This window comes from Pseudoalteromonas sp. SG43-1, assembly GCF_014164415.1.
GTDB classification, from domain to species: domain Bacteria; phylum Pseudomonadota; class Gammaproteobacteria; order Enterobacterales; family Alteromonadaceae; genus Pseudoalteromonas; species Pseudoalteromonas distincta.
On record NZ_JACJFD010000001.1, the window covers coordinates 19023 to 35828 of the forward strand.

13 protein-coding genes are annotated in these 16806 nt (G+C 39.4%); 9 read left to right on the forward strand and 4 right to left on the reverse strand.

Annotated features, from left to right (window positions below):
• Positions 1–2 precede the first annotated feature (2 nt).
• The 5 genes from ilvA (at position 3) to H5159_RS00100 (ending at position 5266) form a co-directional block, all read left to right on the forward strand.
• Complete coding sequence (ilvA, locus tag H5159_RS00080; RefSeq protein ID WP_039485942.1) at positions 3–1556, forward strand: threonine ammonia-lyase, biosynthetic; 1554 nt, start codon at positions 3–5, stop codon at positions 1554–1556.
• Between the two features lie 97 nt (positions 1557–1653).
• Positions 1654–2688 (forward strand): ABC transporter substrate-binding protein, encoded by a 1035-nt coding sequence (locus tag H5159_RS00085; protein WP_182696389.1) that lies wholly within the window; start codon positions 1654–1656, stop codon positions 2686–2688.
• Positions 2689–2748: 60 nt separating this feature from the next.
• Entirely contained in the window at positions 2749–3924 is a 1176-nt protein-coding gene (locus tag H5159_RS00090) for a methyltransferase (RefSeq protein WP_182779472.1), read from the forward strand.
• A 30-nt stretch (positions 3925–3954) separates the two neighbouring features.
• Positions 3955–4617 (forward strand): carbonate dehydratase, encoded by a 663-nt coding sequence (gene can / locus H5159_RS00095; RefSeq protein WP_002959903.1) that lies wholly within the window; start codon positions 3955–3957, stop codon positions 4615–4617.
• Positions 4618–4621: 4 nt separating this feature from the next.
• Positions 4622–5266 carry an NAD(P)H-binding protein gene (locus H5159_RS00100; protein WP_182724149.1) on the forward strand — a complete coding sequence of 215 codons (645 nt, stop codon included), beginning with the start codon at positions 4622–4624 and terminating at the stop codon, positions 5264–5266.
• Between the two features lie 218 nt (positions 5267–5484).
• On the opposite strand, the gene ubiK is transcribed toward H5159_RS00100, so the two are convergent.
• Entirely contained in the window at positions 5485–5748 is a 264-nt protein-coding gene (ubiK, locus tag H5159_RS00105; protein WP_002959905.1) for a ubiquinone biosynthesis accessory factor UbiK, read from the reverse strand.
• Positions 5749–5909: 161 nt separating this feature from the next.
• On the opposite strand from ubiK, the gene rep reads away from it, so the two are divergent.
• Complete coding sequence (rep, locus tag H5159_RS00110; protein WP_024605304.1) at positions 5910–7928, forward strand: DNA helicase Rep; 2019 nt, start codon at positions 5910–5912, stop codon at positions 7926–7928.
• A gap of 15 nt (positions 7929–7943) precedes the next feature.
• On the opposite strand, the gene H5159_RS00115 is transcribed toward rep, so the two are convergent.
• The 3 genes from H5159_RS00115 to elbB all read right to left on the reverse strand — a co-directional run bounded on the left by H5159_RS00115 (position 7944) and on the right by elbB (position 11949).
• Positions 7944–10508: a diguanylate cyclase domain-containing protein gene (locus H5159_RS00115; protein ID WP_182779473.1), complete on the reverse strand. Its 2565-nt coding sequence runs from the start codon at positions 10506–10508 to the stop codon at positions 7944–7946.
• A 164-nt stretch (positions 10509–10672) separates the two neighbouring features.
• Positions 10673–11068, reverse strand: a complete 396-nt coding sequence (locus tag H5159_RS00120; protein ID WP_002959908.1) for a cytochrome c5 family protein — start codon at positions 11066–11068, stop codon at positions 10673–10675.
• 233 nt (positions 11069–11301) lie between these two features.
• Entirely contained in the window at positions 11302–11949 is a 648-nt protein-coding gene (elbB, locus tag H5159_RS00125; RefSeq protein WP_182779474.1) for an isoprenoid biosynthesis glyoxalase ElbB, read from the reverse strand.
• Positions 11950–12473: 524 nt separating this feature from the next.
• Here elbB and polA point away from each other — a divergent pair.
• The 3 genes from polA to H5159_RS00140 all read left to right on the forward strand — a co-directional run bounded on the left by polA (position 12474) and on the right by H5159_RS00140 (position 16802).
• Positions 12474–15209, forward strand: a complete 2736-nt coding sequence (gene polA / locus H5159_RS00130; RefSeq protein ID WP_182779475.1) for a DNA polymerase I — start codon at positions 12474–12476, stop codon at positions 15207–15209.
• Between the two features lie 490 nt (positions 15210–15699).
• Entirely contained in the window at positions 15700–16287 is a 588-nt protein-coding gene (locus tag H5159_RS00135) for a YceI family protein (protein WP_182694000.1), read from the forward strand.
• On the forward strand, positions 16284–16802 hold the full coding sequence (locus tag H5159_RS00140; RefSeq protein WP_182716524.1) for a DUF1285 domain-containing protein: 519 nt from the start codon (positions 16284–16286) through the stop codon (positions 16800–16802). The genes H5159_RS00135 and H5159_RS00140 overlap by 4 nt, the downstream gene beginning before the upstream one ends.
• Positions 16803–16806 lie beyond the last annotated feature (4 nt).

Below are 16806 nucleotides of genomic sequence, written 5' to 3' on the forward strand. Positions count from 1 at the left end.
TTATGGTCTCTCAAGAGCTCGATTATTTTCGCGCTATTATTCAAGCAAACATGGAGCCTTTGGCTAAAGTTACCGAGGTCAGCGAAATGGCTGAGCTCGGTGCTAAATTAGGTAACCATGTTTGGTTAAAGCGTGAAGACCAACAGCCCGTGTATTCATTTAAATTACGCGGTGCGTATAATAAATTAAATAAATTACCTAAAGGCTCAGTGGTTATCACTGCTTCAGCGGGTAATCACGCTCAAGGGGTTGCACTAAGTGCTTCTCACTTAGGGCATCAAGCTACAATTGTAATGCCAGTAACAACGCCTGAAATAAAAGTCAGTGCGGTACGTGCGCTTGGCGGTGAAGTTGTGCTACATGGACATCATTTTGATGCCGCAAAAGCACATGCGCTTGAGCTTACAGAGCAACGAAACGGTATATTTGTTCCACCATTTGATGACCCAGACGTCATTGTTGGTCAAGGTACTGTAGCACGTGAGCTTATGCAGCAATTAAACGAGCTCGATGCGGTGTTTATTCCTGTTGGCGGCGGCGGTTTACTTGCTGGGATGGCGGTTTATATTAAATCGCTGCGTCCAGATATAAAAGTAATTGGTGTAGAAGCCGACGAAAGTGCATGTTTACAAGCGGCACTTAAAGCAGGCAAACCGGTAGAGCTTGAACGCGTTGGTAGTTTTGCTGATGGCGTAGCGGTTAAAATTATTGGCACTGAAACATTTCGCTTAGCGCAAAAGTTTTGTGATGAAGTTATAACCGTCACCAGCGACGAAATATGTGCTGCCATGCAGGATATTTTTGTATCTACCCGTGCAATAGCAGAGCCTTCAGGTGCACTTGCAACGGCAGGGCTTAAAAAGTGGAGCCAGCAGTCGGGTTTAAAAGGGTTACATTTAGCGGCTGTTTTATCCGGTGCTAATTTAAACTTTGATCGCCTGCGTTATGTTGCAGAGCGCACTGCGCTGGGTGAAAAAAACGAAGCGTTATTAGCGGTTACTATTAAAGAAGAAAAAGGCAGCTTTAAACAGTTTTGTGCTTCTTTAGGTGGCCGTGCTATTACTGAGTTTAACTACCGTTATGCAGGACCTGGTGAAGCACAAATATTTGTAGGTATTGCCCTGCGCCAAGGCGAGCAAGAGCTTAATGAGCTAAAGCAAGACTTAACAAATAATGACTACCAATTTTGCGATCTGTCGGATAACGAACTCGCTAAATTACATGTGCGCTACATGGTTGGCGGAAAAGCACCCGAGCAATTACATGAGCGCTTACTTCGCTTTGAATTTCCAGAGTATCCAGGTGCGCTTGCACGCTTTTTAGATACTTTAGGTAGTAATTGGAACATTACCTTATTCCATTATCGTAATCACGGTGGTTCGATGGGGAATGTACTGGCAGGTTTTGCTATTGAGCCGAGTCAGTATGAGATGTTTAACGAGCACTTAAACCGTTTAGGTTACAGTGTACAAGATGAAACACAAAATCCGTGCTTTAGCCAATTTTTAACATCAAAGCCCCAAGCAGAAAAAGCCGAAAAACTCGCCTCAGTATAATCCTTCTTTAAAGGCAGGCACCTAACTAGGGTGCTTGCTTTATCGCACGTTTTACATATAGTTACAGGTAATCGTCATACTTTTTGAGGGCACCTAGTTGCTATTTAAAGGATTAATCATTGGATTGTGCTTTTTTTGTAGCCATATCGCGGCGCAAGAATCAGTCACATTACAGCTAAAATGGACACATCAGTTTCAGTTTGCTGGCTACTATATGGCAAAGCAAAAAGGCTTTTATAATGAAGCGGGCCTTGATGTAACCATTAAACAAGCTAATCCAATGAAACCTGATACCTTTGCTCCTGTCGCCAGTGGCGAAGCACAATTTGGAGTAGGGCACTCTGGTATTTTACAGCAACGTATTAATGGACAACCTCTTGTTGCTATGGCTGCCTTATTGCAATTTTCACCTTACTGCTGGATGGTTAAAGACACGTCTGATATTTTTCATCCACGTGACTTTGTTAATAAACGTATCACTGCGGTAAGCAAAAATGATGGTACCGAACTACTTATTATGCTTAAACGCAGTGGCGTTGATGTGGATAAACTCAAAGTTTACGATGGCGAAAATCCAGGCCAGGCTTGGATTGAAAACAAGCTAGATGCTATGCAAGTATATGTTACTACAGAGCCTTATTATATGACTCAACAAGGTGTAGCTCATCGACTTGTTTGCCCACAGCGTTATGGTATGGATGTATATAGCGACATTTTATTTACCAGCGAAAACATGCTTAAGAAAAATCCTCAAACGGTCGAAAAATTCTACCAAGCGAGCCTAAAAGGGTGGCGTTATGCAATGATGAACATGGATGAAGCCATTGCAGTCACCCAGCAAAACTATGCACCGGGTAAAAGCTTTTATCAGCTCGCTTTTGAGGCTGAAGTACTAAAAAGTTATATAACCCCACCCACAACCAGTTTAGGGCATATGTCGATAGCAAAGTGGCGCTTAATTGCGGACTTATATGGCATACCGCAAAACGAATTTGACGAAGTGAAATCTCACTTTATTTATAAATATCAAGAGCCTGAAAAAATGCAGTTATCGTGGATGCTCATGGCAGCTATTTTGGTAAGTATTATTTCAATACCTTTGTATTTACGGCTGATTTTTAGTAAAAATTAACTGCTTAGGTAATTCACGAAACTGATATAATTAATTGTCTTTTTTATTTTTTAAGCTGTTATGACTTTAGCTGAGCAATTTTTAGCACTTGATTCTCTTTTAATACATCATCGTCAGTATTGGCAGTGCACTGCATTTGATTTTGACACTATACCTTGGCCAGAACTACAAGGCATACTTAGCGAACTAACTGATGATCAGGTAAGCGTTCTTGATAACGATCAAAACCAGCTATACCAATTTTTTAGCCAGCACATAAACCAACTTGATGAACTTGCAAAGTTATGCGAGTTACCTAGCACAGCCCACTCCCGAGCTGATTATCCATTTTGGATAAGTAACGGCATTAAAGGTCGTAAGTTTGCACAGTTACAAGATTTTGTATCTGCACTACCTAATACCAAGCAACCTGTTTTAGAGTGGTGCGCGGGTAAAGGGCACTTAGGTCGAATGCTTGCGTTTAATGGCGCAAGTAATGTGCATAGTATTGAACTGCAACAAAGCTTATGCGAGCAAGGACAAAAAAGTGCACAGCAACAAGGCTTAGCAATGCACTTTAGCCAAGCCGATGTATTAAAAGACGATATCACTCAATTTTTTAATACAGATATGCATGCTGTAGCACTTCACGCATGCGGTGGCTTACACCAAGCATTTATGCGCCAAGCAAGTTTAGCGAAAGTACAGCAAATTAGCTTTTCACCTTGTTGCTACCATTTATTCACGGCTAATGAGTACCGTGCAATGAGTGAGGATGCAAATAAAAGTGAGCTTAATCTAACGCATCGTGATTTAAAGCTCGCATTACAAGAAACTGTGACAGCGCCTTCTCGTCTGGAAAAAGTACGTAAAACAGAACTTGAGTGGCGACTTGGTTTTGATGCACTAAGAAAGTCGATCACTGGCGAGCAATATTACGTAAGCGTACCTTCGGTCAACAAAGCTATATTCTCAGATTCGTTTAAATCGTTTTGTGCATGGGCTGCAGATAAAAAGGCATTAAAATTACCTCAAGATACTGATTATGTTAAGTATTTAGAGGTTGGGGTGGCTCGAAAAAAAATAACTGACCGAGTTGAACTGGTTCGACATGTGTTCAGAAGGGCAATTGAAGTTTGGCTTGTGCTCGATCGTGCTTTATATTTGCAACAGCAAGGTTATCAAGTAAGCGTTAAAACGTTTTGTGAAAAGCAGTTAACGCCTCGTAATATTTTGATTCTTGCTAATGTCCATTAAATTTCCGTCCTCGACTTAATAAGAGATGCAATGAGAAAGTTAAAAAATTTATTCGATAACAACAAACGTTGGGCTGCTCGTACAAGTGAAGCAGACCCTGAGTTTTTTAAAATTTTATCTATGCAACAAAATCCAGAGTATTTATGGATTGGTTGTTCAGACTCTCGTGTACCTGCAAATCAAATAGTTGATTTATTACCAGGCGAATTATTTGTACATCGTAACGTTGCTAACGTGGTTGTACACACTGACCATAACTGCTTATCGGTTATGCAGTACGCTGTAGAGGTTTTAAAAGTAAAACATATAATGGTAGTAGGTCACTATGGTTGTGGTGGCGTACAAGCCGTTTTAAACAATGCTAAATTTGGCTTTATTGATAATTGGCTACGCCATGTAGGAGATGTAAAAGAAAAGCATCTTGAACAACTCGACGCAATGCCAGAAAGCGAACGCTTAAGCCGCCTTATTGAGCTAAATGTAATTGAGCAAGTACGTAATGTGTGTCGTACTAACATTGTGCAAGATGCCTGGGAGCGAGGCCAAGAACTAAGCGTTCATGGTTGGGTTTATGGTTTAGAAAACGGCCATCTTCATGATTTAGAATCTGTAGTAACGTGCGCGAGTGAAGAAACACAAAGCTACAAAAAAGCAGTGCAACACGTATTTAAAAAAGTGGGTGAAAATAAATAAATCCATGACTAAAACGGCGGTGTTAACAGGTGCTACAGGCTTGGTCGGTAATGAGTTGCTCCATAAGTTACTTAATAGCGATCGTTATACAAAAGTAGTTACGTTAAGCCGTCGAGCTCTGCCTGTCACACATGCAAAGCTAGTTAATCACGTTATTGATTTTGAAAAATTAACTCAATATGTTGAGCTTTTTAAAGGTGATGTATTGTTTTCGTGTTTGGGCACAACCCGTAAACGAGCGGGCTCGATATACGCTCAGCGTAAAGTTGATTTTGATTATCAGTTTATAGCGGCGCAGTTAGCGGCATGTAATGGCGTTACGCATTATTGCTTAGTGTCATCAAGCGGGGCGAATACGCACAGTAATAGTGCTTATTTGAAAATGAAGGGAGAGCTTGAGCAACATATTAAAGCACTCCCTTTTGATAAAATAAGTATTTTACAACCATCTTTATTATTAGGCGATCGTGAGCAATTTAGAGTGGCAGAAAAGATAGGCAGTATTATTTTTCCTGTTATTACACGATTTGCGTTTTTAAAGCGTTACAAACCAATAACTGGCGAGCAAGTTGCGCAAAAAATGCTGAGTGTGAGTTTAGCTCAGCAGGCTAAGTTGTCTTATTATGTACTTGATGAGCTATTTGAATAAACTTGGTAAAATGCAAAAGGCAGCCTAAGCTGCCTTTTTTGTACATTAAAATTAATACCAATCTTATTAAAAAAATGATCATCCTAGTGTATTAAATAACTCACTAACTACGTTAAAAATTATTTATATAGCACAACTACGTACCATAATTTTAGCCTTGTTATTGAGCTATTTTCTTATCGCTATAATAGAACACTAATTTAATGCAATTGGTATAATTATTCAGCGTCAGTTTTAGCGCTAAGTTGTTGCTCAAGCAATGAAACTTTAGCTTCGAGTTCGGTTAACTTTTCGCGAGTACGAATAAGTACTTGGCTTTGCACATCAAATTCTTCACGGCTCACAAAGTCCATCTCAGCAAGCTTGTTTTGTAGAACTTGCTTTGTTTTACCTTCGAGTGTGTCTGCTAGGTTTTTTACACCTTGCGGCATATTGCTAGTAATTTGCTTAGCAATTTCTTCAAGTTTTGCTGGGTTGATCATATTTGTCCCTTCGGCATTGCCTAAATGATAATAACTAATATTACCTTATACCCACGGCATTTAACACATGATCATCTTTACCTTAATTAATTAAGGCAATTGCTATGCTCGCTGTAATGGTTACGTTAAAATTGCGCGTCTTTTAAATTTCTTTGGTCGTTATGAAACTCAATCCTAAACAAGATGAAGCCGTAAAATATATTAGTGGTCCCTGCTTAGTACTCGCGGGCGCAGGCTCTGGTAAAACCCGTGTTATTACGAATAAAATCGCTTATTTAGTGAAAAAATGTGAGTACAAAGCGCGAAATATAGCCGCTGTTACTTTTACCAATAAAGCAGCCAAAGAAATGCGTGAGCGAGTACTGCAAACGCTCGGTAAGCAAGACGCTAAAGGTTTATGGGTATCAACGTTTCATACACTCGGTTTAGAAATAATAAAAAAAGAGTTGAGTACATTAGGGTTTAAGCCCGGCTTTTCGTTATTTGATGATCAAGATACCAATCAGCTTCTTAGTGAACTCACCGAAGATGAGCTAAAAAAAGACAAGGACTTACTCAAACTACTTAAAATGGAAATTGGTAGTTGGAAAAACGAATTAGTACTGCCAGAGCAAGCAATACGCGAAGCGCGTGATGCGCAAAAGGCATTGTTTGCACAGTTGTATGCTCGATATCAAAACCAGCTACGTGCTTATAATGCACTGGATTTTGATGATTTAATTATGATCCCTACTTTGTTACTTACTAATAACGCCACATCTCGTGAGCGCTGGCAGCAACGCTTTAAATACTTGCTGGTGGATGAGTATCAAGATACCAATACAAGCCAATATCAACTTGTTAAATTGCTAGTAGGCGAGCGTGCCCGTTTTACTGTGGTAGGTGATGACGATCAATCAATTTACTCATGGCGTGGTGCTCGCCCGCAAAACTTAGTGTTATTAGGTAAAGACTACCCAGGGCTTAGACTTATAAAGCTTGAACAAAACTATCGAAGTGCAGGGCGAATACTAAAAGCGGCTAACATTTTAATTGCCAATAACCCACATGACATAGAGAAAAAGTTATTTAGTGAACTAGGTTACGGTGAGCCGATTAAAGTAATAGGGTGCCGCGATGAAGAGCATGAATCTGAGCGTGTGGTTGCTGAAATAATTTCACATAAGTTTATGAAGCGAACCAGCTATAAAGATTACGCGATTTTATATCGTGGTAATCATCAAGCACGTGGCTTTGAAAAATCACTAATGAGTAACCGTATCCCTTATAAAATTAGTGGCGGTATGTCGTTTTTCGCTCGCTCAGAAATTAAAGATATTATGGCGTATTTACGTTTGCTAGTTAATCAAGATGATGACAATGCATTTTTACGTATCGTAAATACACCGCGACGCGAAATAGGTACGGTTACCCTTGAAAAGCTTGGTACGCTTGCTAATGAAAAGCACGCGAGCTTGTTTGCTACCTGTTTTGATAACGATTTAGGCTACAGACTAAAAGGGCGTGGCTTTAATGCGCTTGCTGGATTTGCACGCTGGGTTGTTGAGCTATCTGATAACGCAGTACGCGGTGATACGCTCGAAGCTGTTAAAGACTTAGTGCGTAATATTAATTACGAGGCATATTTGTACGAGTCGTCACCGAGTGCAAAAGCGGCTGAAATGCGTATGAAAAACGTATCAGAGCTGTATCGTTGGATAACAGATATGTTGACCGGTGATGCCGACAACGAACCAATGACATTAGCCGAAGTTGTTAGCAAGCTAACCCTTCGCGATATGCTTGAGCGTAACGAAGAAGAAGATGAAACCGATGCAGTGCACTTATCAACACTACATGCATCAAAGGGCTTAGAGTACCCGTACGTATTTATGGTGGGTATGGAAGAGGGTTTACTTCCGCATCAGGTAAGTATTGATGAGGACAACGTAGATGAAGAACGTCGCTTAGCTTATGTTGGTATTACTCGCGCACAGCAGGAGTTAACACTTACTTATGCAAAGATACGTCGTCAATTTGGTGAAACTTCACAAACTGAATTAAGCCGATTTGTACAAGAGTTACCGCAGGACGATCTTGCGTTCGAAAACAAAAAGGCGCCAAATACCCAAGCAGAGCGCATGGAAAAAGGCCAAGCAAGAGTCGCTAACTTACGAGCGATGTTTAAAAAGCCTGAGTAATACCTCAGGCTAACTTTATAAAGACTGGGTTGCTTGCACTTCAGGTAACTCAGAGCATACTAAAGCGTGTTGTTTACCTACAAAAAATGCCAAACCGTGTTTATCTAATAAAGCTCTAAAATTAAGTATTGATGGGCCTTTAGCAATGACCTTCATTGCTTTGAGCTTTGTAATTGCAAGCACGCCCTGTAGCTGAAAATCGTATCTTTCTTGTTGTAAAACACGTTTACTAAAGGTCGAGCTAAGTAGTAAATAATCAAAATTAATATCGGTTAGTAAATTAAGTTCGCACCTGTCTTTAGCAAAATTGTTTAAACCAATTGAATAACCAAGTTGTGATAGCGTTTTGAGGTTTTTTATTTGCGTTGCACATGCGTGGCGAATTTCTTGTTCATCAAACAATAAACAGAGTTGGCTTTGTCCTTGTTGTTTATTTAGCGTATCGGTAAATAAAACAAATTCGTGTTCCTCAAGTAGCAAACCAGAGCAAGGAACCAATGCCATAGCTACATTTGCAGTAATTGCTTGTGCATAGGCGCGTTGTAATAGTTGTAACTCTACTTGCAGATGCTGCTCTTTATCTGATGCAAACTTTTTCAAAATATCAAAGCTAGTAAAGCCAAGTATTGGGTGTTCACCAAATGCTTCAAATAAAGATTCAGACTGTTGTTGCTCATCAAGCGTAATTATTTCTGAGCTTCTAAAACTCATAGGTAATATATCAAGGTGATGTTGTGCTTTTAGAGTCTGCGCAGGTATTGATTGCGTTAATAGCGGATGAAATAACTCGTAACGATTTTTTCCTGAGTTTTTGGCGTGATACATGGCGGCATCGGCATCACGAATAATTTCATCTGTATGCGTATAGCTTTTCTTTGAGTAGGTTATCCCTATACTTGCGCCACTTTGTAAAGACTCACCTTTAAGATAAAAGGGTTTTTTCATTAAATCTATAATACGATTTGCAACATCTTCTGCTTGTTGAGGTTCAGTTAAATGGGTTAATAAAATAACAAATTCATCCCCGCCTAAACGTGCTAGTAAATCATGCTCGCGTATACATTGAGCAAATAACTCACTTACGTTAATTAAAAATTGATCGCCTGCCTGGTGGCCAAGCTGATCGTTAATATCTTTAAATTTATCTAAATCGATAAACAAAACAGCAAAGTGGTGCTCAGGAAAACGTTGATAATGTTGTAGCGTTTTTTCGAGCTGAGTTAAAAATAGACTACGATTAGGCAAGCTCGTAAGTGAATCGTGATGTGCATCATGATAAAGCTGCTGCTCTATTTTTTTTCGCTCATCTATTTGCATTTGTAAGTGCAGATTAGTTTGACGCAATTCTTTGGTTTTTTCGTTTACTCTAAATTCGAGTTCTTGATGGCTTTTTGCAATTGCTTGATTGACGAGCTTTGTTTGTAAAACAGCTGCAATTTGATGCGATACAAAGGTAATTAACTCGCAATCATCTCGGCTGAAAATATGTTTGTTATCGTAGGCTTGGCAAACAATAAGGCCGATAACACCTTGAGCTGTTTTAAGTGGAGCGCCTAACCAGCTAGTGGCCATTTGCTCTTTTGGTACAGGTGCTGAACGTTGTACCACACCGCTTACTATTAATTCTTTTGCTCTACATGGGTGTATTAGTTGTGTTTCTTCGGTGCTTATTACCAGTTCGCTATAACCTTTAGCAAAGCGTCTTGGCTGTGTATTTTCTTTAAATTCATCTACGCAATAAGGAAAACTAATCCACCCTGTTTCTTTATCATAAAGCGCAATATATAAGTTTTCTGCGTAGGTAATTGTTTTTATTATTTCGTGTATCTTAAAATAAGCGTCATCAAGGTTTTTAGCTTGTGTTGCTATCTCAGATATTTTAAATAGAATTTGTTGGCGTTGAAGTGCGCGTTTACGCTGCTCTATTTCAAGGTTTAGTGCATCGTTACTTTGAGTGAGTGCGCGGGTGCGAATTTTAACTTCTGACTCAAGAAGCTCTCGTTTTTTTACACGCTCTATTGCTGTTGCCAAATAAAGCGACATAAACTCAAGTAATTGTATTTGCTGTGAGCTATAGCCTTGTTTTGTATCGTAACTTTGCGCTGCTAAAACACCGATAATATTATGTTCTTGGTAAACAGGTACGCCTACCCAATGTTCGGCAGGAGTGCCTAATGCTTTAAATAAACCTTCTGCTGCAGCATCTTGCATTTGCTGCTTGGTAAAACATGTGGTTTTACCCTGTTTAAATACATAACCCGTGGCGCCTTCATCAAAGCTATTTGATTGGTTAAGGGCGACGGCAATACCATCTTTTTCATCTGAAAAGTAAGAAAGCTCTAGTGATTGGCTGTATTGATTTAGCAGCACCACATAAAAACTTTTACTAGGTACGTACTTTTGTAAAATGTCATGGATGGCGGGGTATAGCAAGGTTAGCTCGGCCACAGTACTTGCCTGCTCTGATAATTGGATCAGGGCATTTTGTAAGTGATGTGATTGTTTGTATTTTTCGAGAAGCGCTCTAAGGCGTTTATTTTGATACGCCAATTTACTCGATACTGATAGTTTATCTTCCAATGATCTAACCGGCTATTTTTATTGTATAGTTATTAGCCTTATACTTTCACTTTTAGTGCTTATCGTCAAGTTGATATTCCTACTAAAGCAGTAGCTAGACACACTATTTTAGGCATTAAAAAAGGCTTACAGAAGTAAACCTTTTTTGTATATTTCAATCGAGCTTATTTAGATGTCATAAAGTCGATAGCAGCGCTAATCTCATCATCAGAACAATCCATACACGTGCCTTTTGGAGGCATAGCATTAAAGCCATTTAGTGCATGCTCAAGTAAAGTGTCTTTACCTTTAGCAATACGTGGAGCCCAATCGTCAGCCGATTTAGGCGCGCCTAGTGCACCAGTGCCGTGACATGCAAAACATGCACCTTGATATACTTGCTCACCAGAGCGAGGACCGGTAGGCGCCGCTGCAACTGCAGCTTTATCGCCTTCAAGGTATACAGCACCAACCGGCGCGAGACGTGCTTTAATTGCATCTTCAGTCATAGAGTTATCATATGGCTGTGCGTATGCAGTGGTTGCTAGCAATAATAATGCTGCAGCTGTTAATTTTTTCATTTTGCCTTGCTCACTTCGATTTGAACGTGATCAATCACGATTAAAGATGACGGAAATTAAACCGATTATAACTCTCTGGGCCAATTTATAAAATGCTAAGAGCCGTTTTTATTAATAAAACTGACTACTTTTTGCGTTAACGCAATAAAATTTAATTATTTACTGTTTTTTGTTAAGCAATTTAATAAGCGCAATCAGTCATACAATTAACTTTTTAGATCCTAAGATCAAAATCAATTTATTGATAATACGCTACTAACTAGTTTTGCGATCCCTGCGTCGGCTTCAAGAATCGATTCTGCCAACATGTAAGCAGGGGTGGTAACTAACTTATTTGGTTCATCGATAACTACACCGTCAACAGCACAATCTATATGTTTAGCGCCTAATGTGCTTAGCGCTTGTGCTGTCTCTACATCGTTACCAATAGTAAGTGCGGCGTTATCGTAAATAAATGGGATCAATGCGGGTGCAATACACATATAACCTGCAGGCTTATTCGCTTTTGCAAATGATTTACACGCATAAAGTACGTCCTGATTGATATTTGCTTTTGCGCCTTTAATTGCAAAATCGCATAAGTTTTTTGCAGCACCGAAACCGCCAGGTACAATTAATGCGTCAAACTGAGTCACGTCTAGTTCAATCAGCGATTTAATGTCACCTCGTGCAATGCGAGCAGCTTCTGTTAATACATTGCGTTTATCAGGCATTACTTCACCTGTTAAATGGTTAATGGTATGAAGTTGTTCAATATCTGGTGCAAAACACTGATACGTTGCGCCATTTTTGGCTATATGTAATAAAGTTAAAATTGCTTCATTAATTTCACTACCATCGTACACACCAGACCCTGCTAATATTACTGCTACGTTTTTCATGCTTTTGTGCCCCTAAAGTCTTTTTTATAAGTCGATCGGATGGAGTTTAACATGCTCAAAATTTCTCGCGAAAATAAATTTTTAGTACAAAAATCATTCGCAGTGCAAGTCGTTTTGCGGTTTATGCCATTTGCGATCACTTTGCCTTTAAAAAAATTATAAAGGATCGCTATGATCTTCGATCCATTGTGCTAGAATACTCCTCCGGTTATTTAAATGGACGCGAATAATCAAAGTGAATAACAACAGAAGCAGTCGTTAGAAAACCTTTTTCCACATTGGTTTAAAATAATAAAAAAAGAACCTCGTATTATCTTTTTTAAATTAAAACATACAGTTAAAGTATTTTCTAGGCATTTTATAATGCTTTGGAAGAATAGCTCGTGGCTGTTATCTACACACTTATCCACAGCTTGCTCTAGTTTTAATAACACGATAAACAGTAATTCACTGTCGTTTTATTTACTACCTTATGGCATGCTTATAATTACCTTAATTTTTTGCATTTAGGATCCAAATTCACCATGGCTCAGATCCCCGAAAACCCACTTATTTTAGTTGATGGCTCGTCATATTTATTTCGTGCTTATCATTCTCCGCCGCATTTAACTAATTCTAAAGGTGAGGCTACGGGCGCTATTTACGGCGTGATCAACATGCTTAAAAGCTTGATCAGACAATATGATCCCTCACACATGGTGGTTATATTTGATGCTAAAGGCAAAACGTTCCGTAACGATATGTATAGCGAATATAAGGCAAATCGCCCGCCGATGCCGGATGACTTACGTACGCAAATAGCACCAATACATAGCATTATCAAAGCGATGGGTTTTCCGCTAATTAGTATCGAAGGCGTTGAAGCTGATGATGTTATTGGCACATTTGCACGCATTGCAACTGAGCAAAAACGGCATGTCCTTGTCTCCACTGGTGATAAAGATATGGCGCAACTTGTAAATGAACACGTTACATTAATAAACACGATGACCGACAGTATTTCAGATCCTGTTACCGTAGTTGAAAAGTTTGGTGTAGGCCCCGAACTTATTATCGATTACTTGGCACTAATGGGCGATAAGGTCGATAATATCCCAGGTGTTGAAGGCTGTGGTCCAAAAACGGCCGTTAAGTGGTTAGAGAAATATGGCTCGTTGCAAGGTGTAATGGATCACGCAAGTGAGATTAAGGGTAAAATAGGTGAAAAGTTAGCTGCAGCTCTCGATCATCTGCCTTTAAGCTACGAGCTTGCAACAATTAAGTGCGATGTTGAAGTTGAATCAGATCTTGATACGTTCAAACTACAAGAGCCAAATAAAGACGAATTAATTGCACTATATGGTGAATGCGAATTTCGTCGTTGGTTAGCTGAGTTACTAGATAACCCCAAAGATGCAGAAACACATTTAGCTGTACCTACCGAAGCCACTGAATTACCAAAAGTAGAAGACGCTCATTACGAAACTATTTTAACGCAAGCGCAATTTGATACGTTAATAGAGCAATTAAATAGTGCCGAGTTATTTGCATTTGATACAGAAACTACCAGCCTTGATTACATGAAAGCGCAATTAGTGGGTATGAGTTTTGCCGTAAAAGCGGGTGAAGCTGTGTATTTACCTCTAGCGCATGACTACCCGGGTGCGCCTGAGCAATTAAGTCTGGAATTTGTAATGCAAAAGCTAGGTCCAATTTTGGCCGATGAAAACAAAGCTAAAGTAGGGCAAAACCTTAAATACGACAAAAGTGTATTAGCGAATGCAGGTTTTGCGCTAAACGGTATTAAGTTTGACACCATGCTTGAGTCATACGTATTTAATAGCGTGGGTACACGCCACGATATGGACTCGCTAGCACTTAAATATCTAGGTCATAAAAATATTAGCTTTGAAGATATTGCTGGCAAAGGTAAAAAGCAACTTACCTTTAACCAAATTGAACTTGAAAAAGCTGCGCCTTACGCTGCAGAAGATGCCGATATTACTTTGCGCCTACATGAAGTGCTTTGGCCAAAAATAGCGGCTGATGAAAAGCTAAAATCTGTATTCGAAGATATAGAAATGCCACTTGTTAGTGTGATTTCTGATATTGAACGAACCGGCGTTGCAATTGATAGCAATATGCTTGCAGCACATAGTCAACGATTAGGCGAGCGTTTAATTGAGCTTGAAAAAGAAGCATTTGAAATAGCAGGCGAACCATTTAATTTAAGCTCTCCTAAGCAACTACAAGTATTGTTGTTTGAAAAGCTTGGCCTGCCTATTATCAAAAAAACACCTAAAGGTGCACCTTCTACCGCAGAAGAAGTATTGCAAGAGCTTGCTCATGATTATCCACTACCTAAAGTAATTATAGAGCATCGTGGTTTATCAAAGCTTAAATCGACTTATACCGATAAATTACCATTAATGGTGAATGAGAAAACCCAGCGTGTACATACGTCTTATCATCAGGCAATTACAGCAACGGGGCGCTTGAGTTCAACCGATCCTAATTTACAAAATATTCCTATTCGTTCAGAAGAAGGGCGTCGAATTCGTGAAGCGTTTATAGCTGCAGATGGTTATAAAATTGTCGCTGCCGATTACAGCCAAATTGAGCTGCGTATTATGGCGCACCTTTCACAAGACAAAGGTCTATTAAATGCATTTGCTAACGGCTTAGATGTACACAGTGCAACTGCCGCTGAAGTATTTAGTGTAGAGCTTGATGATGTAACTACCGATATGCGCCGCAAGGCGAAAGCAGTAAACTTTGGCTTAATTTACGGTATGTCTGCATTTGGTTTAGCACGTCAACTAGATGTGCCACGCCACGAAGCGCAGCATTACATAGATAAATACTTTGAGCGTTTTCCTGGTGTATTAGAGTACATGGAAACAACACGTGAAAAAGCGGCTGAAAATGGCTATGTTGAAACAATATTTGGTCGCCGCCTACATTTGCCAGAAATAAACGCACGTAATGGGGCGCGCAGAAAAGGAGCCGAACGTGCTGCTATAAACGCACCAATGCAAGGTACTGCTGCTGATATTATTAAAAAGGCAATGCTGAGCGTTAACCGCTGGGTACACGAACAAGCGCCAAATACGATTAAGTTACTTATGCAAGTACACGATGAATTGGTATTTGAAATTAAAACAGACTGCGCACCTGAATACACAAAACATATTTGTGAGCTGATGTCGCAAGCTGCAGCGCTTGATGTGCCGCTTATTGTTGAAGCCGACGAAGGTGACAACTGGGAACAAGCCCATTAATGCAATTTGAGCATTTTAATTAAAGCGCCTTTTGGCGCTTTTTTTATGTTTAATAAAAATGGCGAATAACAGCTATTTAATTAGCTATATGCAAGCTTTAGTTAAAATAAGGTTAATTTAAGCAACTATTTGTATTAAATAGTTATATGTTCGTCAATTCGAGCTGTTTTACAGGAATATGATTGTATTTTAATGCGTGCTTTTGTTAAAGTCCCGCCTGTCCTATCCTGTAGGACATCCTGTTGATGATGCATCTGAAAGGGTGCAACAAATTGATAGCTTCTCCCCAGTTTGCTATACCGGCCTACCAACTTGTTTGGTGGGCCGTTTTTTGTTTTACGCCTAAAAATCCTATCTAATTAATTCTTTTTTGCGCTATACCAATTGTATTGTGCATTCGTCACTTCGAGGTGGTTTGGGTACATCGCAGGTGATACCATCGAAGTGCTATCATTTTTATTCTTTTCATTTTATTACTAAGGAGTGCGTTATGTTTAAAGCATTAGCTATTGCAGGTTTTTCTTTATCAAGTTTAGTTATTTCTAATGTTGCTCAGGCTAATTGGCAGCTAGTGAATGATAAAAGCCAACTAAGCTTTGTTTCAATTAAAAAAGATTCGATTGCTGAAGCTCACCATTTTACTAACCTTGAAGGTATGCTTTCTGATAAAGGTGAGTTTAGCGTTAATGTTGATTTAACATCAGCCGAAACTCTAATCCCTATTCGTAATGAGCGTTTAGCTACATTTTTATTCGAAGCGGCTAAATTCCCCAATGCTGTTTTAACTGCAAATTTAACTAAAGAGCTAAGTAATATCAAAAAGCCTGGTCAATATGTATTGAAGGGTATTACAGCTGAGCTTGATTTTCATGGTAATAAAAAACCATTGGCAATTGATGTACTCGTTAACAGCACGCAAAGTGGTGATTTAACGGTATCATCATTAACACCTATTATTATTAATAGTGATGATTTTGGTGTAACCGAAGGCGTTAAAAAGCTGCAAGAGTTAGCGGGCTTGCCTTCAATTGCAACAGCTGTGCCTGTTACATTTGCAATAACACTTAAAAAACAGTGATTTCTTTAAGTGAGCTTAGCAAGCGATTAAGCGAGCCAAGCAAACCTTTTGATAGTTGGCAGCCTAACCATTGTGGGGAGCTGCCAATTGTTATTAATAATGAAGGGAAATGGTTTTACGATGGCAGCCAAATAACACGCCCAGCCATGGTGAAGCTGTTTGCTTCTGTATTGTGTAAAGAAGGTGAGCAATTTTATTTAAAAACCCCTGTCGAAAAAATAACAATAACGGTTGAAGATGCGCCGTTTATTATTGTTGATTGGCGCTTTGAAAATACAGCGCAAGGGCAAGTGTTGTGTTGTATTGATAATTTAGCTAGGCAGTGGTTAGTGAGCGCTCAGCAGCCCTTGCATATAAAAGACTACAATGGTTCAAAGGTGCCTTATTTAAAGCTACCGTATGGTTGTAGTGCGCGAGTTTCACGCAGTGTATTTTATCAGTGGGCTGAAAAAGCCGAGTCTGATAAGCTCGGCTATTTTATTAAATCTGCAGGAAAGCAGTTTTATTTATCGTAACGCC